The following is a 24,083-nucleotide window of genomic DNA, read 5'->3' as shown; positions in this document are numbered from 1 at the left end:
CGGCTCTCTGTCATGGACTCCTCATCGTACTTATCCGTTCATCGAATATACAAATATGCTTATATGACAAAATATAACCAATTCGGCGCGTCATTGTCAAGGAGTAGCTGTTCCATCTTCCTCATCATTGCTGCCGGCAACAGGCGGAACGGGATCATATCCACCTGGGTGGAAGGGATGGCAGCGTGCAATTCGCTTGGCAGCTAGCCAGGAACCCTTCAATGCACCATGCTTCTCCAATGCCTCAAGCGCATAAGCCGAACAAGTCGGATAATAGCGGCAGGATGGCGGAGTAAGCGGTGAAATTACTTTTCGATAAAAGATAACCGGTGCCTGTATAACCCTTCTTGCTCTACGGCCGCCTGCCATTACCCTTCTCCAGCAGCCGACTCTTCCTGAATGCAGTCTTTGCAGTAGCCGAATACTTCAAATTTATGCTTTACGACACGGAACTCATCTGGTACAGCCGTCTGCTCCATCGGGCAAAAAATAATCGGATACGTCTTGCCGCATTGCAGGCAGATCATATGATGATGATGCTCGTTCTCCCTGCAATGCAGCTTGAACTTAACACCTTCCTCGAAGACGACCTGTTCCAGCACACCCAGCTCCTCCATAACACGCAAGTTGCGGTATACCGTATCAAAGCTTAATCCCGTGTAGGATTTGCCCATATATTCATATACTTCTTTAGGTGCAAGGTAACCCGGAGTCTCGGCAAACAACTTGGCCAGCGATTTCCGCTGATCCGTTATTCGTAAACCCTGTCCGGTCATTCGTTGTATAATTTCCTCTATTGTATGCAAGGTAAGAACCTCCGACAAAAAAAGTCTCTTTTTATTCATAATGCCGAAAAAAAAGACTCTCGTCAATGAGAGCCTCTCGCTTGGCACAACTTTATCAGCCATTTAGTCGCATATTAATCAAGAAACTTGCACACATAGCCAGAAATAACAGCAAGCTGACAAAAGATACGATCTTCCGTCTACGCTTCGCGACAGCTAGTCGCTGCACACCCGCTGGATCCATTGCCGCCTCGGTAACAAAGCGATGCATGAACAATAACGTAATGACCGACGCTACGAATAACATATTAACTACAAACCATATTGCCGTCCACATCATAACGGGCACACCTCCAATTCATCTGCAGATTCCCGCTACAAATACCACTTGTTTAAAATAACCATTAATACAACGAAGCTGACCACTGCTCCGCCAAAACATACCCAGCCATACCGGAAGCGCTGCTGGAACATGCGGAGAATACCTAAGCTTAATAATCCAAAGATAAGCAATAGAAAGACGATCCCAATAATAAATAATGAAGCAGAGATGTCACTGACATCGACTAAAGTCACTGCATACACTCCCCTATGTAATAATGCAAGTACACACTATTAGCATTATAAGGGATTGTCCATTCATTCGCTAGCGACAAAAAAACGACAGTAGCAAGGCCCTTCCTTAGCGGCCTTTCAACCATCGAATATCGGCTTCATAATAGGCTCCTGCCCTTGGCCTCTTGCGAAGCTTCACCTGTAGCACAAAGTTCTTCACTACTGCGCGGCAAATTTTGGGCTGAACAAGCTTTGGCAGCTTAATCGTTTCTTTCTGATTATTTGGAAGTCCTTCTATTCGAAGACGGTCATCTCTTACGAGCAGGCGTAGTTCTTCACGGTTTACTTCACGCGGAAGGTGAAACTTCACGAGCAAGAAATGATGCGTCTCGAAAAAGGAGATCCCTTCTTCTTCTGCCTGATCCAGAATAGAATTCGCCGCTGCTGGCAGTGATTTTGTCATCATCTTGCGAACAAACTGCTCAACCCAATCCGGTTCCTTCATGACATCGAAGCCCTTTGGCAGACGTTGACCGTCCAGCCACCGCTCCAGCTCATCCCATTTCTTCTCCATGTCCCGTTCACCTCCAGCCCTTTTTTCTTCAGCATATGCGAAGTTGGGCGGGGAGGCTACATGGTCCGTTAGGCTTCTAACCACACGGGCTGCGGAACCTCTAGGCGTATGCCGCATACGATAATACACAAGACGCTTTAAGGGAAAAGGGTGAGTACGCATGCCATCTATCGTTGGATTTGTAAAAGTCGTTAGCGTTGGTTCCAGTGCCGTTGTTCAATTCGGAGACGCCGTTCAAGTATCACCGTCCAGCCAGACCAAAACCTATGCTGGCTCCGGCTCGTTCCTAACAGGAAGCCTGGCTAACTCAAACAACGCGGTTAGTGCGACCAATACGCTAGATCCGGATGTGCAAGACAATTCTCAGAACAACCTGGAAACTGTGGTGTAATGTATGAATTGGACGATATATCAGACCATTACCATTCAGCAGCTCCGGGTGAACAGTGTATCCAACAGCTCAGTTCTGCAAGTGGGAAGCGCGGGATCCATTCGGTCCTTGTCACAAATGTATAACTCGGGAGGTTTCACGGGCCCTGCTCCGCAGCTTGGGGAAGAAAGCCCGCTCTCCCTTGTCCCGCTTCCTGATCCCGCCTAAAGAGAGGAGTCATTCCCTATGCAGCAGCCCCCGCCGCCTGGCAATGGGTTATCTCCATGGCAAGCCTGGTCACTTGAGATTCAATCGAAGCTCAAAGCACAGCAAACACAAATTTATTCTCTAGAGCAGCAGCTTGCTGTTATATGTGAGCAGCTCAAGCAAATTGAGAGCAAGCCTATTTATAACATCGAGAAGCTTGAGTATCATTTTGACCAATTAAAAGTAGAGAAGCTTGAAGGAACATTAAATATCGGAATGACGCCGCCAGGAATGCCCAATGGAGACGGAGACATCGAACAGCTGTCTGTCCCTCCTAAGCCAAACGTTTATCCGGCGGCGGCATCTGGCTTAACGCCTCCTTCAGCTCCTTATGCTGATGTTCGCAGCGAGATCGATCACTATTTGAATGTCCAGGGTATGCAAAAGCTGGTTGAATTGGAATCCGAATACGGGCTGCAGCTCGATCCTTACCACCGACGAATGGTTCTGGAAGACATCCGTAAGCAAATGCCTTCCCGTATCCATTTCTATATGACACTCAAGCCTGGCGAAGGAGAATCCAATTCGAATGGAGCAGAGACAGAGCAGCAGAAAAAAGAGGTCATATTCTCCAAGACCATAAGGGATGTTGATGCTGCAATGCAAAGATATATGCAGCTGTTACAGAATGGCGGCGGCAATTCAACCTAAGTGTGTATTGTTTGACGAGGAGTTGAGAATGTTTTGTTAAATTTCACTGTACACAATTGCGGCTTAACTGTGGGCTCGATTGAAATCTTAGGCGTATCGGCAGCCTCTATGTTCCAGATTGGCGACTCCGATTACGTCACGCTTTATTCCATGTTTGACACTCCACCAGAATCCGTTATCGCAGGTCCAATAGCCCCGCTCCCCACTCCTGAAGATGAAGAACAGGCTGCTGGCGAAGCGCCGATGGCTGGATAAGTGAGGTTTCCATTATGCAGCAGAACTTTCCAATACGCACTTCCGAGATCGCGTTAGTTTCCATTGTTGACGTATCACTTTCCTCTATTGTCCAATTTGGAGATCGAGGGGAAGCAACTCCTAAGCTTAAAGCTCTTGCCGTACAACGCGCTATTGACCACACGAAGGCTGGGAGCGTCTATTTCGAATCTTATCCGATATTCAGCCGTCCGCTCCCAAAACTCGTTGATCCAGAAGCAGAAGCCGGATATGATGTTTGCATCCAGCGTGTGAATCACTGTCCTCGTATCAAGGTAGGTTGTGTTTATGTGACTGCTGTTGGCTCCACCGCCAGCTTTCTTGCCGGCAATGCCATGCGAACAACAGCCGAATCCCGTATTAAACATATCAGACAGTATGAGAAATCACTTATTGAAATCAGATAGGCATTTTCATCAAATGCATATGCACAGGTACAAATGTCCAATTCCGATAAGATCCCCCCGTCATATATTGGTCTAGTAATTGGTAATCAGAATAATGACTTCGGGAGGAATGAACGATGGGATATCCTGTAGCTGGAGCTAATACGGGCTGTGCACCTGTTCAAGGAGTCTGGAACAATAGTGCGGCTTACGTTCTTGTTTTGTTTGTCTTGCTCGTAATAATCATTCGCACTTGCAACTTCTACTAAGAAGCGCTGTCGAACGAACTTATGAGAGGGAGTCCGGACTCCCTTTCATTGACGGGCATGCAGCCAAAACATCATAAAAATAGCCGCTTAGAGCGATCTAAGCGGCTTTTACGTATTATAAGGACTTTAATTCCTTGTATTTCGCAGCATATTTACTGACACTCTGTACGAACGTTGCATGTGACCATGTCAGCGGCGCAACAGACAACGGAGAACCGTCATACGGATTTAGCTGCTCAGGGAGCAGACCACTGGACAAAGCATGATCGACTACCCACTCCAGCGTCTTATACGGTCCTTCCAGATCCGCCAGCGTTTGTGCAGAATCGATCTCATAATTCGCAACCCATAGTGTACATATAATCCAAGGGTTACCCGGAACCTGATCAATCTCCCCCGACTGCTGGAAGTAATAATCATTCGTATACCTGGCGATGCCGCCAATATCGGTTCGAATTTGTAACCCTTCCTTAATCGCATCCATCGTCTTAGCGACACGTTCATCATGAACGGACAAGACACCAAACTCCCACAGACCAAAGACACTGCTCTCCAGTGTCATATCCTTCACCCATCGATTATCCCTTTGAACAAGACCGCGGGCAAACCGCCCCGTTTCTTCATCCCAAAGATGCGTTAAAATCCCCGTCTTAACGGTATGGGCTACATTCCTGTAGTGGTCACTCCGCTCATAATCGCCGAATAACTCGGTAAAGAAGGCACCGGCCATAAGTCCGGCATAGACAGAAGCGGCCGTATAGGTCCAGATTCCGTACCGTTCCTCCCATAGATCATAGCTTGGCTTCGGAAGCGAAAGTTCAGGCTCGATATATTCGCTAAGGAAGGAAGCCGCCTTCCGAATGAGATTGCTGTATAACGATTGGGGCAGCTCGATGACCTGATTACGCGAATAATCCTGCCATAAAGCAAACAGCACAAGTGCAGTCTCATCCTCTTGAATAGGAATACGCTGGCTTCCCTTCACGATATAAGGATGCCAACTGGAACCCACTGTACCGTCCGGATTATATTTGTGATATAAATAACCTTCAGGTGAGAGTGCATTCGCACAAAAATGGAAAAATGGCGATATGACGCTCTGATAGCCAGCCAGCGACATCGCTTCAGCGATAAGAGCCCCATCACGTGGCCACATATAGCTGTAATGGTCACGATTGTACTGAAGAATATCGGTATCATTGGCTGCCAAGATCGCTCCACGCTCATCCACTTGCGTTCTTACGAGCAGCAAGCTGTGTTTGAACATGCGGACAACATCCTTCGGCAAATCGCCTAGATCGGTCTCTGCGCGCTGCAGCCAGTGCTTCCAGTAGATCACGATCCGGCTGAGCAGCTTCTCAGGATGGTTATCCTTCACATATTTATTCAGCGTCTTTACTTCCTCCAGATTCTTACCAACAGACATCCAGTAGTATAAAGTCTTCTCACCATTAGCCGGTACAGTGGTACGCAGGCCAATCGTGCTGTCGACCGACCCCTGGGCAATCGTATTGCCCATTAAGACGCCGTCCTCTGCATCACGCCATGTTCCTTCGGCAGAATGGAATCGTTTAATCCCCGTCGAATACTGCATAATGCCGCCTTCATCCGTACATCCGCTGAACATGAAATAATTCGACCGTTTGTAATGGAACAAGGTATTATTCTCCGGAAAATAAGCCGCTGTATCGCCAACCTCAGAGCCCTCAATCATCAGGTCCTGATGGAAGAACAATCTCGCCTCACGGCTATCGTTCCTTCGGTTTCGAACGACTACACGCTTAATGTAAATACACTCGCGCTGATGAATACCGTCGTTTATATGCAGTTCAACACCAAGACCCTCATGCTTTGCAATAATATTGGTCACAAGGGAATCCTCGATATAATTGAGCTCGAATGTCCATTCTTTCTCATCCAGCCAAGAGAATGCGCCTCCGATCCATATCCCGAATCGGCAATAGTGACCGCCCACATGGTTAAGCTGTCCAACGTACGGATAATAAATATCCCGGATAAAACAATGCTGATCCAAATTAAGCAGCAGTTTACCATTGCCGATTACAAGGTGACGGGCCATTGTTCAGTCCCCTTTCGAGAAACAACAAGTTGTTCATACAAGGCCATATAAGCTTTCGCCGACCGGTTCCAGCTATAATCTTCCTTCCCGGCATTATCAACGATTTTACGCCATACCTCTTCATCCTTATAGAAGGCGAGCGCCCGCTTCAGCGTGTACCAATAATCGTCCGCATTATAATACGTAAAGCTGAAGCCGTTCCCTTCCCCGGTCATTTCATTATAAGATTGCACCGTATCCTTTAGACCGCCCGTTTCCCGAACGAGCGGAATCGAGCGATAACGAAGAGCCAGAAGCTGACTGAGACCGCAGGGCTCAAACCTTGATGGCATAAGAAAAATATCCGAGCCGGCATAGATTCGCCTTGCAAGTCGGTCATTATAACCAAGCCATACTTTAAATTTATGCGGATAAATGGCCGCAAACCAATTCATGCTGTCCTCGTACTGCTTCTCCCCGGCTCCAAGCACGACAACCTGAACATCCTCCTGCATCAGCTGCTCCAGCTTCGATGTAATCAGATCGAGGCCTTTGGGCTCTACTAGTCTGCTGACGACACCAAGAAGTGGTGTCTCTTCCGATTCCGGAAGTCCCAGCTCTGCCTGTAAAGATAGTTTGTTCTTCCGTTTGCGTGCAATGGAAGAACGATATGGCGTATGTAACGCAGCATCATTCATCGGATCAAATAATTCGGTGTCGATGCCGTTCACAATACCGGTTAAATCACCGGATCGATGGCGCAGGAGACCATCAAGACGTTCTCCGTACTCCCAGCCTTGAATCTCCTTGGCATAGGTGTCGCTGACAGTGGTAAGTTTGTCCGCATAGACAAGCCCGCCCTTCAAGCAGCTTGCCGCACCTTCGAACTCCAGACGATCAGCCGTGAACACATCATCGCCTGCTCCAAGCAGCTCCTTCAGCAGGTCAATTCCGAATATCCCTTGATACATCAAGTTGTGGATCGTAAACACAGATTTCACACCTGCCCAGCCTGGATCATTAACATACCGAGTCTTGAGCAGGAACGGAATAAGCCCAGCCTGCCAGTCATGACAATGGACAAGATCAGGACGGAAATCAAGATAACGTACGCATTCCATCACAGCGAAGCAGAAGAATACAAAACGCTCAGCATCATCGCCATAGCCATAAAGCCCTCTGCGTCTGAAATAAAATTCATTATCGATCAAATAGAATACGACTCCATCAATTTCAGCCTTCAACAGGCCGCAATACTGCGACCTCCAGCCGAAATTGACTTGAAATTCTGCAACTCTCTCAAATTGCTGAATATAAGTTTCAGAGATTTCCTCATACTTAGGCATAATGATTCTAGCGTCAGCTCCACGCTGCTTCAGAGCCTTCGGCAAAGCGCCTGCAACATCAGCTAATCCCCCCGTCTTAGCGAGTGGATTCGCTTCAGAAGTAGCCATTAATATATTCATATCTGATCACCTCGCACCCTATCCATTGGTATATTGTTTTTCTATATGATTTTACGTTTGCCTGCAAGAAACGGATTTTCAGAAGAACCACGAATATCACGGTCATATTGAACGCGTACATCTTTGTCGAGAATACAATGCTGAACGAGACTATTCTCACCTATATCGCCATTTTGCATAATGATGCTGTTGCGGACAACGGCTCCTTTGCGGACATGAACACCACGGAATAAGATACTGTTCTCGACAGTACCTTCAATGCGGCAGCCATTTGCAATCAGAGAATCGGATACTTTGGCGGTTCCCAGGTAACGAGCAGGCGGCTCATCCTTGCCCTTTGTAAAGATGGTGCCCGGCTGGAAGAACAATTCACGCCATACGTCTTGGCTAAGAAGGCTCATATTGCTTTGATAGAAGCTCGATAATGTATTCACAACAGCTAAATAACCTTCGTACATATAACCATACACACGCAGCTTATCAATTCTTGAGAAAATCGCATGACGGACCAAATGGTCCTGCCCCTGTGCCAGCGAGGTTTCAACAAGCTCCATAAGCACGTCTTTGCGCATAATGAACATTTCCATGGAAGATACACTGCTGTGCATCCTTCCATAGTGATCCTGCATCGCCGTAATCCGCCCATCGGCATTCATCTTCACCTTACGCGCTTTGCCGCCCATAAGATCGGCATCTTCTCTGCAAACAACCGTTATATCAGCCTCACGTGCTTTATGGGCTTCAATAATAGGCTCGAAGTCAATGTTGCATACCATGTGGCTGCGGGCAATAACAACATACTCCGCTGTCGAACGATTAAAATAATCACGATGCTGGTAGAAATGATATAAGTCTCCACGACTCACTTCTTGAATATCATCGGTTGCCGGTGGCAGCAGGAATAACCCGCTTTGACGATTATTTAAGTCCCAATGGTCGCCTGAACCTACATGATCCATAAGGGAACGATATTTCGTATGTGCAAATATGGCTACTTTATTGATTCCGGAGTTCACCATACTCGATAAAATGAAATCAATAAGCCGGTATCGCGCGCCAAAAGGCACGGTCGCAAGGCAGCGGTTCTGAGTCAGCCGCTCCATATCATCTGTTTCATGAATAAGATTAATAACGCCCATTACCTGATGTTTCATGACGGCTCCACCTCCAGAAGTACAGGTTCGTTAGCTACAAATTCTCCTACAGCAACTACGGTTATTGCATCATCATCCGGACTGCCGATTGAAACACCATCTTCAATTACTGCACCCTCACCAATAATCGCGCGGTAAATGCGGGCGCCTTTGCCAATACGTACGTTTGGCATTATGACCGACTCACAGACAACACTGTTCTTGCCTGTAGTTACGCCATAAAACAACACAGACCGTTCGACATCCCCTTCTACAATGCAGCCTTCCGTCACCAGAGAAGAGGTTACGCTCGCCCCCGATGTAATGTATTGCGCAGGACGATTTGGACTTACCGAGTAAATACGCCATTCTTTATCCGCTAGATCAAGCGATGGCTTATCGTCCAGCAAATCCATATTGGCTTCCCATAAGCTATCGATAGTGCCGACATCTTTCCAATAGCCACGGAAGGAATAGGTGCTTAGATGCAGTCCATCTCTCATCATCGCCGGAATGATATCTTTACCAAAGTCATGACTGGAATTACGGCTTGATTCGTCATTGATCAAATACTTTTGCAGAACTGACCATGTGAAAATGTAAACGCCCATGGAGGCAATATTGCTGGTTGGTGTTTTTGGCTTTTCTTCAAATGCCGTAATACGATCCTCATCATCGACGTGCATCACGCCAAATCGGCTAGCTTCCTTCCATGGCACTTCAATGCCGGCAATTGTAATATCTGCACCGCTTTTTTTATGATGCTGCAGCATGAGATCGTAGTCCATTTTATAAATATGGTCACCCGAGATGACCAGAACGTAATTTGGATCATAGCGCTCGATAAACGCCATATTTTGATAAATTGCATTCGCCGTTCCTTTATACCAAACGCCGCCCTTTTGCTTTACATACGGAGGAAGAATGGCCATGCCGCCATCCTTGCGGTCGAGCCCCCACGGGCTTCCAATGCCCAAATACCGATTCAGTTCAAGAGGCTGGTATTGTGTAAGTACACCAACCGTATCAATTCCGGAATGCGCGCAATTACTTAGCGTAAAGTCGATAATGCGATATTTCCCTCCAAAGTACACCGCAGGCTTCGCCAAATCCTTTGTGAGAACACCCAATCTTTTACCTTCTCCTCCAGCCAAAAGCATTGCAACCATTTCCTTTTTTCGACCCATGACACCAACCCCTTCTTAATGTGTGTCCCCACTCACAAAGCTGAATAATTGGAAGGATAGAGGGGGGAGATAGATGGAAATGCTTTGGTTATAGCCGTGCCAGCCCACTTTCTCGCTGTCATACTGCTGTGTAGACCGTGAATCCGAACCTCCAAACTGTTCCTCATTGCTGTTTAGGATCATGCGATAACAGCCTGGCTGCGGCACGCCTAATCGATAATTGGAATAACCATTTCTGGAGAAGTTGGCAACAGTCACGGAAAAGCCTTGCCTGCCATAACGAATGAAAGATATGATCGATTGTTCAGCATTATTCACATCAATCCATTGGAAAGCGGTTGCGTCCTGATCTCGTTCCCACAGCGATTGTTCTTTGGTGTAGACATGATTCAGAACTCGGACGTAATCTTGCATCTTGGCATGAAGCTCGTAATCTAGCAGCATCCAATCAAGAGGATCACGATCCTTCCATTCATCGAATTGTCCCCACTCGCCGCCCATGAAGAGCAGCTTCTTGCCGGGATGTGCAATCCAATAACCATATAACAAGCGTAATTGAGCGAATTTCTCTTCATAGGTGCCGGGCATTTTGTTAAGAAGGGATCGTTTGCCGTGTACGACTTCATCATGTGACAGCGGTAAAACGTAATTTTCTGAGAAAGCATATAGAAGTGAGAAAGTAAGTAAGTGGTGGTGGTGTGAGCGGTCAGCTGGATCGGTCGACATATAGCGTAAAAAATCGTTCATCCAGCCCATATTCCATTTAAAATTGAAGCCAAGCCCGCCTAAGTAGGTAGGTGAGGTAACTGCAGGCCAAGCGGAAGAATCTTCAGCAATCATTAGTGCTTCTGGGTAGTAGTGAAATACGGTTTCGTTTAGCCGTTTCATAAAGCGGAGAGCGTCTAGATTGTCAATACCGCCAAACTCGTTCCAGGTGAACAGCTCGGGCGGTTTATCCATGTGGAGGTTAATCATGCTGGCAACAGCATCAATTCGAAGGCCATCGAAATGGAACACATCCATCCAGTAGATAGCGTTCGAGATCAGGAAGCTGACCACTTCATTTCGTTTGAAATCAAAAGCTAATGTGCCCCATAAAGGCTTATCGGCAAGTTTCTCATCTGCCCCTTCGTATATCGGGGTTCCGTCAAAACGCCTAAGCCCATGAGCATCTTTGCAAAAATGTCCGGGCACCCAGTCCAGGATAACACCTATTCCTTTTGCGTGGCAGCAATCGATAAAATGCATCAGCTGCTTCGGCCTGCCGTAACGGCTGGAAGGCGCATAATACCCTGTAATCTGATAGCCCCAGGATTGATCGAAGGGATGCTCGTTAATCGGCATCAGCTCGATATGGGTGTAACCCATCTCGGCGGCGTAAGGAACCAATTGCTCCGCCATTTCATCGTAGGTAAGGAAATCTTCTTTACCTTTCAGCTTCCAAGAGCCGGCATGCACTTCATAAACTAACAGTGGATTGGAGTATGAGGGTCGTTGCTGCTTAGTATCCACCCATTTCTTATCCCGCCATGGGAATCCGCTGAGATTAGAGACAACGGAAGCGGTTTGAGGACGCCTTTCGGCAAGAAATGCGTAAGGATCTGCTTTGAGCAAATGTTCGCCAGATGAGGTTATAACCTCGTACTTGTAAACTACGCCTTCGCCTAGTCCAGGAATGAAAATAACCCATATCCCAGTTGAGCTAACGCGCTCCATTAACGATCCAGAACCATTCCAGCCGTTAAAATCGCCTACAAGACGAACCTCCCTAGCGTTCGGGGCCCAAACGGCAAACCTGACGCCAATTTCACCTACAACATCCATCACATGTGCACCCATGAACCGGTAACTGTGGTAAGAGCAGCCCTTGTTGAACAAATACAAATCGCTCATTTGAAGGCCATACGGTGCCGTTTGAATCATTTCCGACAATCGCCTCCATTAGGTAGAATGGTGCCGCAACGAAATCAGGGCTCGAATCTCTAAAAATTAGGGAGATACCCTTATTATACATGTTTTTATGAAAATTCACACCCCATTTTCAGAAAATGATGTCAAGTTACCTAACATTAATCTGACCGATTTTTAACATAACGCGGTTTATGTAATAATGCTTAACACAATACCCTTTCGATACAGCCTGAGTCGAACAATTCACCCAGCTGCATGAAAGCAATTTCTTTGTCCTGCGAGGCAATACGGTAAGTGGGTCACCATGTCTCATAAGACGTTGATGATGCATAGCGCATAGATCCCTTGCTTTGACTGGTTTGGAACAATTCTCGATATCGCATGTTTTCATGATGTATATTTCCCCCTAGTAGTTACAACCTGCGTTGTCTTATCTTAACTGAGAACTAGGATTCTAATAAAGTTCGCTGATAGCTGATCAATCTAGCATTTCATCATTGATATGGCATCATCCGAACGATAGAACCGTTTACTGCCAGCAAGTTTAATTTATTAAACCAAAATTGATTTATTCGTGACGATTTTGTTAAATATAGTTAAGCTATTGTATAGATTCCGCCAACGGCTTATACTCGATTTTATACATTGGCGCACTTGGTTTTAAAGGGAGGAACAGATTATTGCCACCATTCTATCACATCTTTCAGATACTGGATCAGCCCATGGTGCTTGTCAGAGTGACAAGAGATGCAATAACCATACACGAATCGAATGAAGCCTTTTGCCGGCTTTCAGGATATAGACATCATCAGCTGCAATCTGCATCACTTGATCTGTTGATCAACAGCCATTTGCCATGTGATAGCAGCCTGCATTTCACACAAGAGACATGCCTTACAATGGCTAATCAACAGGACATTGCTGTACATGTCGAATTTAGAGCGCTGACGGTAACCGATGAGGATGACGAGAGCTACGCTTTGATTATGTTCGAGGATCGAAGTGAATGTAACCCGCTCGATAACGCAATCATCCAGGTATTCGATTCCGCCAAAAGATTAAAGATGTGGATGGCCAAACGAGATATTAGCACGAATCAGCTTGCAGCCTCCACCAATATCTCGCTTCAAACCATCTCTAAGCTTCGTAATGGCCACATACAAAAGCCCAACCGATTAACGGCTGAGCTTATTGCTGCTGAACTGCAAGTTGCCGTCAGCGATATTTGGCCAGAAGTTAGGAACAGCCGGTAAATAGCTGAACTACTTTTGGGTAGAAAAAGCATGAGAAAGAAATGGTGACGGCTCTGAGGTGTAAAAGAGATGCAGCTCATGCATGGCACGAGTACAAGCTGTATAGAACAACTTACGCTCACTTTCTTTTCCATAAACGCTTCTAGAGGCGTTATATAAAATGACCGCATCAAATTCTACACCCTTGGCCAAGTAAGAAGGAATCACGACGGTTCCGTTCTCAAAGGTCACCGTTTCTTTCTCAACAAGCCGGATCCCAGGACATACACCCGCTAACGCTTCGAAAGCTGCCAAGCTTTCAGCTGCTGTTTTGCAAATGACCGCAATCGATTGCGCACCTTCGCCCTGAAGTGTGCGAATCCTCTCTGCAACCCTAGCTTGCAGTTCCTCAACATTAGCCGCCGCTGTTATCGTTGGTTCATCACCATTGCGATTAAACGGCACAATTCGACTCCCGCCTTCAATCATACTGCTCGTAAATTCGACAATTTGCTTTGTCGAACGATAACTCCGAGTTAGTACAATCGTCTCTGTCTCTTCCTTATTATATAAATCCCCAAGCGGATCAAAACCATTGCCTAATGCAGCATGTGCAAATATCGACTGATTGAGGTCACCAAGCGCCGTCATCTTAGCCATCGGAAATACCCGCTTCAAATAATGGAACTGGAACGGCGAATAATCCTGTGCCTCATCAATGAACAAATGCCGTACCGATGTATTCATCTGAAACCCTTCAATTAAATCCTTCATATATAAGTACGGTGTTGCATCTTCATAAGTAAGCTCTCCGCGGTAAAGCTGTTCTACCGTAAGCTTGCGAATATCTTCCCACTCTGCTAAGTGGACTTCCTCCAGCCATAGTGCCTGTTCATTCTCATATAATCGACGGTATAGCGTCTGTGTATCAACAAATCGAAGCTTTTTCACTCGGCTCCGCAGTCGTTTGAACCGCTCCTGTACAATCATCGAAGCAAGCATATCTTTTTCCCGGTCAAACTCATCAAAGGATTCCGACGAGCTGCCTTCTTTGCGGCGCAGTTCATTGTAGACATGGATGTAAGCCTCTTTATCAAGCAGCTCCATCTCATCTTCTACCCACTGCTTCTTCCGCTCTACCTTACTTAATCTCGTCAGCTCCTTAAGCAGCCAATCCGCTACCATCTTCATCCGATTCGGAACCGTATACGATTTATTCAAGCTGTAAAAATGCTGTTCTATCGCCTCAGCTGATACCAGCTTACGACCACGAAACTTAATCGCTTTAAACAGCAGTCCTGACTCGCCAAGGGATTCGACATAACGTTCGATCACCTTCATGAAGGCCGCTCCCGATTTATGTCGAATCGATGCGATTCGAGTTTCGTAGGATGGATCATCCATGGCTCCAAGTGTATATTCCATCTGAGCAAACGGATCCTCAAGCGCAAACGATTGCCCAATTCGATGTTCCAAATATTGCTGATAGGTCGTTTGCTGCATGTTTTGTTCGCCCAGCTCTGGAAGAACGGTCGCCACATAACTATTGAACATCGAGTTTGGTGAGAATAACACGATTTGATCTGGCTGCAGCGTTCCACGGTAACGGTACAGCAGATAAGCTACGCGCTGCAGAGCTGCTGACGTCTTGCCGCTACCGGCAGCTCCCTGCACGACAAGCAATCGAGCGCGTTCGTTACGGATAATTTGATTCTGCTCACGCTGAATCGTACCTACGATACTTTTCATCTGCGCATCCGACTGCTTGCCAAGCACCTCTTGCAGCAGCTCGTCACCAATCGTGACACCGGTATCGAACATACTTACAATATTCCCTCGGCGAATCACATACTGCCGCTTCAGTGTCATATCGCCTTTAATATTCCCCGTTGGCGTAACATACTCGGCTGGACCTGGAGAGTAATCATAGTACAAGCTGGATACTGGCGCACGCCAGTCATAAATAAGATAATTTGAACCAGTCTCATCCAGCATGGATCCAATCCCAAGGTAAATTTGTTCATTCTCCGTACTCGATTCTTCTATAAAGTCTACACGCCCGAAATAAGGAGATTGCTCCAGCTTCCGAAGCAACTTGACCTGCTGCTCGGCATGTCTATGGCTATGCTCACGTTCAGCAAGAACCTCAGCCTGCTGCTTCAAGCTTGCCGCTGACTCCGCTGCTTCAGCCGAATCCTCAAAGTTCAGGGTAACATCATCCCAGAAGTTTTTTCGAATATCAACGATATCTTCCCTCATACCGCTTGAGCTTTGCAGCAGTTTCCCTAACTGCTCTCGAATTAAACGCATCACACGATCAACTCGTTTTTGTTCCTCCATACGCTGCTCGCCTTGCATAGCTTATCCTCTCCTTCAAGCAACTTTACTTTCTTATTCTTGTAAAAAGATCGTTTTCTCATTGTAGCAAAATCTGCCTGTCAAAGAAAAGGCGACAAATTGTATTGATCCCCTGATAGTGAACGATTATAATGTCAAAGGCAGAAAATCTATCATACACCTTGCGTTGCCGGGCTGCAAGGTCGTGCTTCGTATATTCCCTTATGATCCCCTTAGGAGGCAATTATGTTTAATTTGTGGTTTGGCGCACTATTTATGCTTATTCATTTTTCGTTATTCCTTGTTTCATACCGTCTATTCGGACGTGTTGGCATATACGCGTGGATTGGCATGGCTACCGTTCTGGCTAACATTCAGGTTGTTAAAACCGTTGAAATGCCTTTTGGCATTATCATTACGCTTGGTAACACGATGTACGGTACCATCTATCTCGCGTCTGACCTGTTAAATGAGAAGTATGGCGAGCGTGCGGCTAAAAAAGCCGTATGGTTTGGATTCTTCACCCTGATTGCATCCACTATTATTATGCAGATGGCACTGCTCTTCCATCCGGACAGCTCAGATCTGGCGCATGATACCAATGATGCCCTCCATATGATATTTGGGCTTATGCCTCAAATTGCGTTAGGCAGCTTATGTGCGTATTTTGTCAGTCAGTTTCTAGATGTACGAATTTATTCCATTCTTAAAAGGGTCTTTCCTGCCCCTGGTCAGCTCTGGATTCGGAATAATGGGAGCACAATTGTCAGCCAGTTCGTAGATACTTTAATCTTCTGTACCATAGCTTTCGCAGGCACACTGGAAGGAAGCGTATGGATTTCCGTATTCCTCTCCACTTATGTCATCAAATTTATCGTTTCGGTTTTCTCCACACCATTCTTATATGCAGCAAGACGGTTTACTTTCAAAGAAGAATAACTGCATAACAAAAGGGCTCCTTCCAAGAGGAGCCCTTAGTTTGTTTATTGCGATATACCAATGTCATCAAGCATGATTTTCCCCGGTCCACCGATGAAGCGGAAAGTAATCGAGCTAATGGATATATCCTCGTTCGTATTAACTTGAACGAAATCCGCCAGTGGAAGTCGGTAGGTCTGAAACACAGATTCTGTCGCATGCTTATATTTTCCGCCTTTTATCGACTTTTCCAGCCATGGAATAATCGTATAGGTCGTTTGGAACGGTTGCTGAACAGGCATATACTTAGCAAGCGGCAGACTCATACTTTCTCCGTCTTCCGCGTTCAATGTGATTTCTATTTGTGGTGATGACTCCTGATTAGCCGGATCAAGCTGCGAAACCATATTAGCCATTGAGAAAGCTAGTACCTGGTTCCCTTGAGCGGCAGAAAGCAATGAAAATGGCTTTGCTAATGATAACGTATAAGAGCTGTCATCCAGCCATTCCATCTGTGCACCAACGGTTCCCTTGTTATTATGGTCGCGGTCTTTCACATCCAGCTCATCCCAGGATTTCAGGTTGTCAGCTTCAAGCCTCCCGCCTTTAGGCAGTGTTGTCTTATTATGATCCTCATCAAACCTTGCAATCATATCGAATGACGAATCCTCATACCGCGTCACGTAAGCAGTTGAATCCGGCAGCCATTGCATCCCTGTTCGATAGTCCTGCAGGAGAGGAACATAGTCGGTTTGATGATGCAGCGTGGTTTCAAGAAAAGCGGCCACGTATACTTTCGCAACCTGCTGCTGCTCCTCGGCTTTCATCATTCCTCGCTGGCTTAGGAACAGTCCGCCCGGCGGACGTTCATCCATCGTGCCCCATTCCGTATTAAAGCGGCTGTGATTAGCTTCGGACAAATAAACGGATGCTTTGCGGTAACCGGAATCTGCGGTGAAGCTGGTACGAATATACTGCCGATCCCCGTAAAAATCATTTACATCGCCGTCCCTAGCTCCCTGTAATGTCAAATAGTTAACATCGGTCAGCTTCGCCGTTGTACTGTCGATCGACTTATCCGTTGGAGCAAGTGCGATTACCGTTTGGATTTGCACCTCATTATTCTTGAAGCTATCAAGCGTTTGGTCTTTGGCAAACCACGTGTCCCAATCGGCTGCCATCGCAACCGCCTGACCACCTCTAGAATGACCAAGAAGAGCTACATTCGTAAAATCAACTCGATTATAGAAAGCGCTATTTGGCATTTCACTAAAACTCTGAATTTGCTGAATGTGCTTGAGCAGCAACCAAGCGCGCACCTTGAAGTCATTATCCGGGATGCCCGACCAAGTGGAATAGTTTAAGAAATTCTCGTCAACAGATATAGCGATGAATCCTCTGCTCGCAAGCAGCTGACCCAAATAATCGTATCCGGCATCCGAGAAGTCTTCCATAAGATGATTGCCATGCACCATAAGCACAAGAGGGAAAGGACCTTCCCCTTCCGGCATCCATACCCGGCCGTTTAGCGGAAGGTTTTTTTCATCAAAACCCCAGAACATCTCTTTCATCCAATACCAATGCTTAATGTAATCGGACGCATCAACCGAGTTCGAGATCAGATCCGCCTTTTCCCCATAGGCTTGACGCTGTTTATCCGAACCACTTCCATAGGTGAAAAAGGAATAATCATAATTACCCGGCTGGCCGGGATTATCGGCGTCTATCAAAGCTGAAGTATCTGCATCCTCTGCATCTGCAAAAGCTGATGCAGCAACATCTCTGCTACTCAGTGGTTCTAATAACCAAATGAAACTTCCAATGATAAGGACTACAGCTAAGAACGAACCACCAATGATCCTAAGCCGTGATCGGCTGAACCAACCAATTAACACACCTGCAATAGCGCCAATCACTGTGTAAATAGCGGCACAAATGATCGAATTCCATAATTCGAAATCAGAATAAGACAGAATATAATAACATTCAAATCCAACATAGAGTAGAAAACCTGCAAATAAACGCGGAACCGGAACATGCAGCAGAGATAAAATAATCGCTAACAATTGTGACACAACAAGCAGTGCGAATGCATTAGCCAATACAAATGCGCCAATATCAACAGCTGTCCCGAATCCAGTCGGCATGCCTAAAGCGGCTGTTGTAATTGCAGTAGAGCCAAACAACAGTAATCCTGCAGAGCCTGCCCGCCAGAGCGGCCCGTCATACTCCAGCCTTCGTGTGAATCGATTGCGAAGCCAGCTTGCAAGCCTTCTTCTTCTAGGTTCGGACTGCTGGATTAGTTCGAGTTCCATAACGACTCCGATTCCTTCACGAATAGCCAATTCCGCCCATCACGACGCTCAATCTCAACTGGAACATCAAAGAATCGACTCATTCGCACAGAGGTTAGTACCTCTTGAGTAGCTCCTGCTGCAAAAACCTCACCTTGCTTGATAAGCATAGTGTGGCTAAAGCAAGGCAATATTTCCTCAACATGATGAGTTACATATATAATAGTAGGTCCATTAGCAGCCACTTTATGAATCATAGATAACAGCTGCTCTCTTGCAAATACATCAAGCCCCGTACATGGCTCGTCCAATATCAGCAGCTTCGGCTCCGCCATTAAGGCCCTCGCAATCAAGACCCGCTGCCGTTCACCCTGGGACATCGTATCATACGTACGCTCCGCTAAATAAGCGCAGCCTAGATTCGTTAATAAGGAAAGAGCTTTGTCTCGATCCTCTTCATTTGTTTGATCATATAGTCCAATGGTGGCAAACTTGCCGCTTAGGACAATACTTAATGCTTTCTCGCTGCCATAAAGCTTCTGCTGAAGCGATGTGCTGACCCAGCCGATACTTTTGCGCAGCTCACGCAGATCATATTCGCCGAACTTTTTGCCAAGCACTGAAATTTGCCCGCTAGTGGGCCATATATAACCATTTATCATATTAAGTAGCGTTGTTTTTCCCGATCCATTAAGGCCTAGCAGGCACCAGTGTTCATTCGGGCGAACCTGCCAGTTGATATTATTTAGAACTTGTTTATCACTACGTTCCCAGCCTGCTTGCTGAATATCAATAATCATTCGTCTTCCCTCCCATACATCTATAAATTATAGGTAAAATCGGGCAGAGGGGCAATCCAAAGTTATTGTCATTCTAAATGGTCGTACCCATATGTAACAAAAAAAGCCTTAGCGGCAAATAACCGCCAAGGCTTCTAAGCTTACGTTACTGCGTAATAAAAGGGAACAATGACTAATGAAAGCAATACGGCGATAAGGCCAAGCGCCATTGCCCAACTGCCAAGCGCTTTTGCACCTTGGCGATAGGCAATAAAGCCAAGCACTGCCGAGGTTATGCCCAGCACCACTGGCCATAAGAACCATGATGCTGCCGCGAATACAAGCGCTACCCAGCCAAGTGCCGTACCTCCGGCCTCTACTGTTGCTGCAGCCTCTTCAATACTCTGCTCTCTTGGTACATAAGAGACGGGACTGCCGACAGCGAAATCCGCTGCCATTTCTTCATGAATATTGTTCACATTGTTTTCATTTGCCCACTCTTCCACTTTACCGCCATTTAAGTCAGGCATTGCATTTGGAGCGGACACTTCGTATTGCGGATAATCGTTCTTATGACGATCCGTGATCTTTACGCCTCTTTGATCCATTCCCCGTCACTCCTTTGGTTTAAAAGTGTGGCAGCAGGTAGCGGACGATTCTGACGCTTGGTCTTGATGATACAGTCCAAGGTCATCAGCCGCGAATTCCTCATTGAAATCCGCATGCTGATCGATATCAATGGAAATGGCATTCGCATTGCAATTGTTGCCGTCTCGCCAGAAGCTACAATTCGATACGCTGCAAGATACACCTTTCGGCATAAAAAAATCACCTCCGATATCAAGTTTCCCTGATCGAAAGTGATTCATTCCGTCCTATTTTTGCCCCTGCATACGGCGCTGGGTCATGTAGTCATTCTCGTAATAAGCCAGCTCATCGCGCAGCTCTTCATAAATTTTGGATACGCTGAGGACGATATCACGTGCTTCACGTACCGGCTTAAAGCGGAAACGGATTGCATCTTGTCCAGTGTATGCATAACGACCGTCTTCCGAATAACATTCATTCTTCGGATAGAAGAAGGCGTTCACGCACTGATGGTAAACATCGTATAACGCGCGTTCAGCAAAATCGTTATCGAAATTTGGCCGTCTGAGCAATACTCCCAGTTTTTCAACCGAGACTTCAGAGAAGACCAACAAATGTCTCAAGTCAGACAATAGGCCTTTATAAAACGTTTGTGCTTCATCACCAGTTTCTTCGCCGATTAATTGGTTCAGCGAATACTGGTTAAGAAACGATTCCAATTGATTAATTGCATCTTTTAACTTTGTACGCGATGTTTCACTAAGCGACTTCGCATTGGTCGATGGCATAAGGTAGTTCCCCTTTCTTCTACTACAACAAAAAAAACTAAGGCACCGACAATATGATACCACAAATTACTTGGTTGTGGTACTGGCGTTTCAGACAATGTTATGCGCATATTTTCAGGCTGTCGATGTGCACCCTATCCATTAGTGTGACAACTACGCTGGCTTAACGATGGAGGGACGTTGGAATAATGAATGCGAAAAAATGGATTGGTCTTTGTGCCATTATAGCACTGGTAGCCATTGTTGTACCTGCAGGACGATACATTTTCCCAGATCGGAATAATCCTGCTCCGCAGTCTAAAGGATTCTCAGTTGAGCAGGAAAAAACGCTCAAAATCAAAACCTTAAATAAAGATATGGATGCCACTTCCCTGTTATGCACAACCGAATGCAGCAAGGAATTCCATAAGCTGATGGCTAGCGGCAATGCTAAAATCAACAACCCGACAGACAGAATCACTCATATGATGAATATGCACAAGCATATGTCCTACATCAGCTGGATCAACGGCAATCGAAGCGTGGAGCGCGGCGCTTTGCCGGATAAGAAAGCAGCGAGCTTTGTGGCTGAAGCAAAAGCTAAGGTAAAAGCCGGCAATTCCTATCAATCAGAACCATTCATCAACGATACAGGCAGCCGCTATATGGTATTAGGTGTTCCTAGCGGCAAAAATAATGGGATTGGTGTTGTTGGTGTCATCAATCAGAATATTGTCATGCAGGTGGAGCGTCATCAGAAAAGAAATCTCCGCCTCGTTCCGTATCCATCCGAAGGCAATTACCGGATTGAATCGGTCGAGCCCGGCGCCAACCGCGAGACAACCGTCCATGATGGTGAAGATAATGGTAATGCCAGCCACTATCATGTTCGAGACGTGGTTGTTCATTTCCAGAACAAGCTGACAGATAAGCAGTTGGACCAAATCAAACAAAAAATCAATGCGCAACACATCCAGCAAATCGGAGACACTTACGTTTTCCGTTCCAAAGATATGGATGCTGATAAAATGGTTCACTATTTCCAAAAATCTTGGAAAACTGAATACGTTGAGCCTCATTACCTCTATATGACGAATGAGACAACAAATGATGCAGACGTTATTACTCCAAACGATGCCCTTTATTCCCAGTACCAATGGAACCTGCCTTCCATTGAAACGGAAAAAGGCTGGGGCTTATCGAAAGGGAATGACAAAGTCATCGTAGCCATTCTAGACACTGGCGTACAAGCGGACCACCCTGATTTGAAAGGGAAGCTGCTTGATGGTACCAACATTGTGGATGCTGATGCTGCTCCAAATGATGACGTTGGACATGGCACTCATGTTGCCGGCATTATTGGTGCTTCCGTTAACAATGGCGAAGGAGTTGCAGGTATCTCCTGGTACAACAAAATTATGCCGGTTAAAGTACTCGATAGCAGCGGTGCAGGCTCCACCTACTCTGTTGCACAAGGTATTATCTGGGCAACTGACCATGGCGCAAAAGTTATCAATATGAGCCTTGGCAACTATGCGCAGGCGGAATTCCTTCATGATGCCATTAAGTATGCTTACGATCATGATGTGGTTATGGTTGCAGCGAGCGGCAATGATAATACGGATCGCCCTGGATACCCAGCAGCCTATCCAGAAGTATTCGCAGTTGCAGCTACTGATGCAAGCAATAACAAAGCTTCCTTCTCGAACTTCGGCGACTACATCGACGTAGCAGCGCCAGGCGACAGCATTGCAAGCACCTACCCTGGCAGCCAATATGCCGCTTTGTCAGGTACATCAATGGCCAGCCCGCATGTGGCCGCATTAGCAGGCTTGATCCGCTCGATCAACCCTGATCTAAATAATGAAGAAGTTATGGAAATTATGCGCAAATCAGCAGTTGATCTTGGCAATAAAGGCAAAGACAACTACTTCGGCTATGGCCTGATCGACGTCGATAAAGCTCTGAAGGCGGCTTCCAACTACACAACCGCCCTTCAAAACTTCCCAAGCCAAACCGAACGCCGGCTGGAAGCAATCAGCCGAAAATACTCAAAAGAATAAAAGGTGAACAGGTGTATGTTCTTCCAGCCGCTGTTTCACCCATTTCTTTAATTAAATTTGTAAGGTTGAAATGAGCTCAAAAAGGCGGACGTAAACTCTTTCAGAACATACAACCTTACCTCTTCTCTCTTTTGAATTTTTTTAAAAAAAACAAAAATAACAAGCATCCTTGGCATTTTTGCCGAGGATGCTTGTTTTTTGTTAAGTCTTTCCCCTGGTTGAAGTAACGGGGTAGCTGCGTTGTATTTTCTACAGGATATTTACCGCCTCCAGCCTAGTGCTCCAGCCCAAATTGGATTGAATGCAGTATAATTGCCCAATTAGATGCAAGGGGTGCGAGTGGAAGCTGATAATAATGTAGATTATGCAACATAGGGTGGTGCTTAGGGGCTCTAAAGCCTGAATATACTGTATTAAATCCAACATAGCTTGTTGCAAGTCAGAAGAGCGGATACGCAGAGGTATAAGGTATATTAGTTTTTTGTTTTACTCTCTTGCTCTTTCGAGCTGGCGCGGGGGAAAGGGTCTGTAAGACCCCGCTCTCCCCTGTTTTTGAGGAACTTACAAACAAGCAGCCTTGGCATGAGCCAAGGCTGCTTGTTTGTTGTTTAGGGGTGAGGATGGCGGGTTAGGTAAGGGGTAACTCTCTCCGGTCGCCTTTGTCCGAAGGACAACAGCGACCCGGAGAGAGTTACCCCGTCCGTCCCGATTCATCCCACCCACCAAAACAACAAAAAAGCTTCCCAGCAAAATGCCAGGAAGCGTGATTTGTATTCCGTTGCGGAAAGTTTGCCGTAAGCCGGGTTCTGTACTTCCAAGTGGTCATAACGGGAACGACCCTCCCACGACGAAGCGACAATCATCTATCTAGGCCATCCATTGCTGAACAGCTCAAGCAACCAACCCGAACGAGCCTCGGGCTAAGGCTGCAGCTCGAAGCTGCTACGTTCTCTCGGTCTTGCTCCAAGTGGGGTTTACCAGGAATATAGTCACCCATACTCCTCGTGGTCTCTTACACCACGGTTCCACCCTTGCCTGTGCCGGCATAAGCCGGCCATCGGCGGTCCATTTCTGTGGCACTATCCTTCAGCTCGCGCTGACTGGACGTTATCCAGCACCCTGCCCTGTGGAGCCCGGACTTTCCTCTCGCGGCAACAAGGCCGCCAGCGATTGTCTGTCAAACTTTCCGATGCACGACTAAGTATACAAGGTATTACAC

25 protein-coding genes and 1 other RNA gene are annotated in these 24,083 nt (G+C 46.4%); 9 read left to right on the top strand and 17 right to left on the bottom strand.

The annotated features are described in order from the left end of the window. Positions 1-96: 96 nt before the first annotated feature. The 5 genes from yidD to FHS17_RS00680 all read right to left on the bottom strand — a co-directional run bounded on the left by yidD (position 97) and on the right by FHS17_RS00680 (position 1,914). Positions 97-369 (bottom strand): membrane protein insertion efficiency factor YidD, encoded by a 273-nt coding sequence (gene yidD, locus FHS17_RS00700; RefSeq protein ID WP_167272600.1) that lies wholly within the window; start codon positions 367-369, stop codon positions 97-99. Next, entirely contained in the window at positions 369-776 is a 408-nt protein-coding gene (locus tag FHS17_RS00695; protein WP_415639832.1) for a Fur family transcriptional regulator, read from the bottom strand. Before FHS17_RS00695 ends, yidD begins: the two co-directional genes overlap by 1 nt. Positions 777-900: 124 nt before the next feature. Further along, positions 901-1,125 (bottom strand): hypothetical protein, encoded by a 225-nt coding sequence (locus FHS17_RS00690; RefSeq protein WP_167272593.1) that lies wholly within the window; start codon positions 1,123-1,125, stop codon positions 901-903. Positions 1,126-1,160: 35 nt separating this feature from the next. Continuing rightward, the gene (locus FHS17_RS00685; RefSeq protein WP_167272590.1) at positions 1,161-1,361 is read right to left on the bottom strand and encodes a hypothetical protein; all 201 of its coding nucleotides are present in this window, start codon (positions 1,359-1,361) and stop codon (positions 1,161-1,163) included. 106 nt (positions 1,362-1,467) lie between these two features. Continuing rightward, positions 1,468-1,914 (bottom strand): Hsp20/alpha crystallin family protein, encoded by a 447-nt coding sequence (locus FHS17_RS00680; RefSeq protein ID WP_167272586.1) that lies wholly within the window; start codon positions 1,912-1,914, stop codon positions 1,468-1,470. 160 nt (positions 1,915-2,074) lie between these two features. Here FHS17_RS00680 and FHS17_RS00675 point away from each other — a divergent pair, with 160 nt between their 5' ends. The 6 genes from FHS17_RS00675 to FHS17_RS00650 all read left to right on the top strand — a co-directional run bounded on the left by FHS17_RS00675 (position 2,075) and on the right by FHS17_RS00650 (position 4,130). Then, positions 2,075-2,305, top strand: coding sequence for a spore germination protein (locus FHS17_RS00675; RefSeq protein ID WP_015843867.1), 231 nt, complete (start codon positions 2,075-2,077; stop codon positions 2,303-2,305). Positions 2,306-2,308: 3 nt separating this feature from the next. Further along, positions 2,309-2,512 carry a spore germination protein GerPB gene (locus tag FHS17_RS00670; protein WP_132304456.1) on the top strand — a complete coding sequence of 68 codons (204 nt, stop codon included), beginning with the start codon at positions 2,309-2,311 and terminating at the stop codon, positions 2,510-2,512. Positions 2,513-2,530: 18 nt separating this feature from the next. Further along, positions 2,531-3,202 (top strand): spore germination protein GerPC, encoded by a 672-nt coding sequence (gene gerPC / locus FHS17_RS00665; protein ID WP_167272582.1) that lies wholly within the window; start codon positions 2,531-2,533, stop codon positions 3,200-3,202. 33 nt (positions 3,203-3,235) lie between these two features. Further along, positions 3,236-3,457, top strand: coding sequence for a hypothetical protein (locus FHS17_RS00660; RefSeq protein ID WP_167272578.1), 222 nt, complete (start codon positions 3,236-3,238; stop codon positions 3,455-3,457). A 14-nt stretch (positions 3,458-3,471) separates the two neighbouring features. Next, complete coding sequence (locus FHS17_RS00655) at positions 3,472-3,882, top strand: spore germination protein GerPE (protein WP_167272575.1); 411 nt, start codon at positions 3,472-3,474, stop codon at positions 3,880-3,882. A 116-nt stretch (positions 3,883-3,998) separates the two neighbouring features. After that, a complete protein-coding gene (locus FHS17_RS00650; RefSeq protein ID WP_167272572.1) occupies positions 3,999-4,130 on the top strand; it encodes a sporulation protein YjcZ in 132 nt (43 codons plus the stop codon). A gap of 115 nt (positions 4,131-4,245) precedes the next feature. Here FHS17_RS00650 and FHS17_RS00645 read toward each other — a convergent pair whose 3' ends face one another. From FHS17_RS00645 to glgB, 5 genes are read right to left on the bottom strand one after another with little or no spacing between them, the layout of a single operon-like run. Beyond that, positions 4,246-6,210 carry a glycoside hydrolase family 15 protein gene (locus FHS17_RS00645; protein WP_167272569.1) on the bottom strand — a complete coding sequence of 655 codons (1,965 nt, stop codon included), beginning with the start codon at positions 6,208-6,210 and terminating at the stop codon, positions 4,246-4,248. Next, complete coding sequence (gene glgA / locus FHS17_RS00640; protein ID WP_167272567.1) at positions 6,192-7,655, bottom strand: glycogen synthase GlgA; 1,464 nt, start codon at positions 7,653-7,655, stop codon at positions 6,192-6,194. The genes FHS17_RS00645 and glgA overlap by 19 nt, the downstream gene beginning before the upstream one ends. A 41-nt stretch (positions 7,656-7,696) precedes the next feature. Further along, positions 7,697-8,809 (bottom strand): glucose-1-phosphate adenylyltransferase subunit GlgD, encoded by a 1,113-nt coding sequence (gene glgD / locus FHS17_RS00635; protein ID WP_167272563.1) that lies wholly within the window; start codon positions 8,807-8,809, stop codon positions 7,697-7,699. Then, on the bottom strand, positions 8,806-9,975 hold the full coding sequence (locus FHS17_RS00630; protein WP_167272560.1) for a glucose-1-phosphate adenylyltransferase: 1,170 nt from the start codon (positions 9,973-9,975) through the stop codon (positions 8,806-8,808). The genes glgD and FHS17_RS00630 overlap by 4 nt, the downstream gene beginning before the upstream one ends. Before the next feature lie 15 nt (positions 9,976-9,990). Continuing rightward, positions 9,991-11,898 (bottom strand): 1,4-alpha-glucan branching protein GlgB, encoded by a 1,908-nt coding sequence (gene glgB, locus FHS17_RS00625; RefSeq protein ID WP_167272558.1) that lies wholly within the window; start codon positions 11,896-11,898, stop codon positions 9,991-9,993. Positions 11,899-12,566: 668 nt separating this feature from the next. On the opposite strand from glgB, the gene FHS17_RS00620 reads away from it, so the two are divergent. Further along, on the top strand, positions 12,567-13,139 hold the full coding sequence (locus FHS17_RS00620) for a helix-turn-helix domain-containing protein (protein WP_167272554.1): 573 nt from the start codon (positions 12,567-12,569) through the stop codon (positions 13,137-13,139). A gap of 9 nt (positions 13,140-13,148) precedes the next feature. Here the strand turns inward: FHS17_RS00620 and helD are convergent, their stop codons facing one another. Beyond that, positions 13,149-15,476, bottom strand: coding sequence for an RNA polymerase recycling motor HelD (gene helD, locus FHS17_RS00615; RefSeq protein ID WP_167272551.1), 2,328 nt, complete (start codon positions 15,474-15,476; stop codon positions 13,149-13,151). Positions 15,477-15,701: 225 nt separating this feature from the next. On the opposite strand from helD, the gene FHS17_RS00610 reads away from it, so the two are divergent. Then, positions 15,702-16,394: a queuosine precursor transporter gene (locus tag FHS17_RS00610; RefSeq protein WP_167272548.1), complete on the top strand. Its 693-nt coding sequence runs from the start codon at positions 15,702-15,704 to the stop codon at positions 16,392-16,394. Positions 16,395-16,438: 44 nt separating this feature from the next. Here the strand turns inward: FHS17_RS00610 and FHS17_RS00605 are convergent, their stop codons facing one another. The 5 genes from FHS17_RS00605 to FHS17_RS00585 form a co-directional block, all read right to left on the bottom strand. After that, positions 16,439-18,688 (bottom strand): poly(ethylene terephthalate) hydrolase family protein, encoded by a 2,250-nt coding sequence (locus FHS17_RS00605; protein ID WP_167272545.1) that lies wholly within the window; start codon positions 18,686-18,688, stop codon positions 16,439-16,441. Beyond that, positions 18,673-19,467, bottom strand: a complete 795-nt coding sequence (locus FHS17_RS00600) for an ABC transporter ATP-binding protein (RefSeq protein WP_167272542.1) — start codon at positions 19,465-19,467, stop codon at positions 18,673-18,675. The genes FHS17_RS00605 and FHS17_RS00600 overlap by 16 nt, the downstream gene beginning before the upstream one ends. A 140-nt stretch (positions 19,468-19,607) precedes the next feature. After that, a complete protein-coding gene (locus tag FHS17_RS00595; RefSeq protein ID WP_167272539.1) occupies positions 19,608-20,054 on the bottom strand; it encodes a hypothetical protein in 447 nt (148 codons plus the stop codon). A gap of 6 nt (positions 20,055-20,060) precedes the next feature. Beyond that, complete coding sequence (locus FHS17_RS00590) at positions 20,061-20,267, bottom strand: DUF1540 domain-containing protein (RefSeq protein ID WP_167272536.1); 207 nt, start codon at positions 20,265-20,267, stop codon at positions 20,061-20,063. Positions 20,268-20,321: 54 nt separating this feature from the next. Further along, positions 20,322-20,822 (bottom strand): YpuI family protein, encoded by a 501-nt coding sequence (locus tag FHS17_RS00585; protein ID WP_091188870.1) that lies wholly within the window; start codon positions 20,820-20,822, stop codon positions 20,322-20,324. Positions 20,823-21,010: 188 nt separating this feature from the next. Between FHS17_RS00585 and FHS17_RS00580 the strand changes: the two genes are divergently transcribed. Then, a complete protein-coding gene (locus FHS17_RS00580; protein WP_167272533.1) occupies positions 21,011-22,864 on the top strand; it encodes a S8 family peptidase in 1,854 nt (617 codons plus the stop codon). A gap of 780 nt (positions 22,865-23,644) precedes the next feature. On the opposite strand, the gene rnpB is transcribed toward FHS17_RS00580, so the two are convergent. Continuing rightward, positions 23,645-24,050: RNase P RNA component class A (rnpB, locus tag FHS17_RS00575), an RNA gene on the bottom strand. Positions 24,051-24,083 lie beyond the last annotated feature (33 nt).

This window comes from Paenibacillus lupini (assembly GCF_011761355.1).
Classification (GTDB): Bacteria; Bacillota; Bacilli; order Paenibacillales; family Paenibacillaceae; genus Pristimantibacillus; species Pristimantibacillus lupini.
Note: the sequence above shows the minus strand (reverse complement) of the source record. Positions and strands in the feature narration are given on the sequence as shown.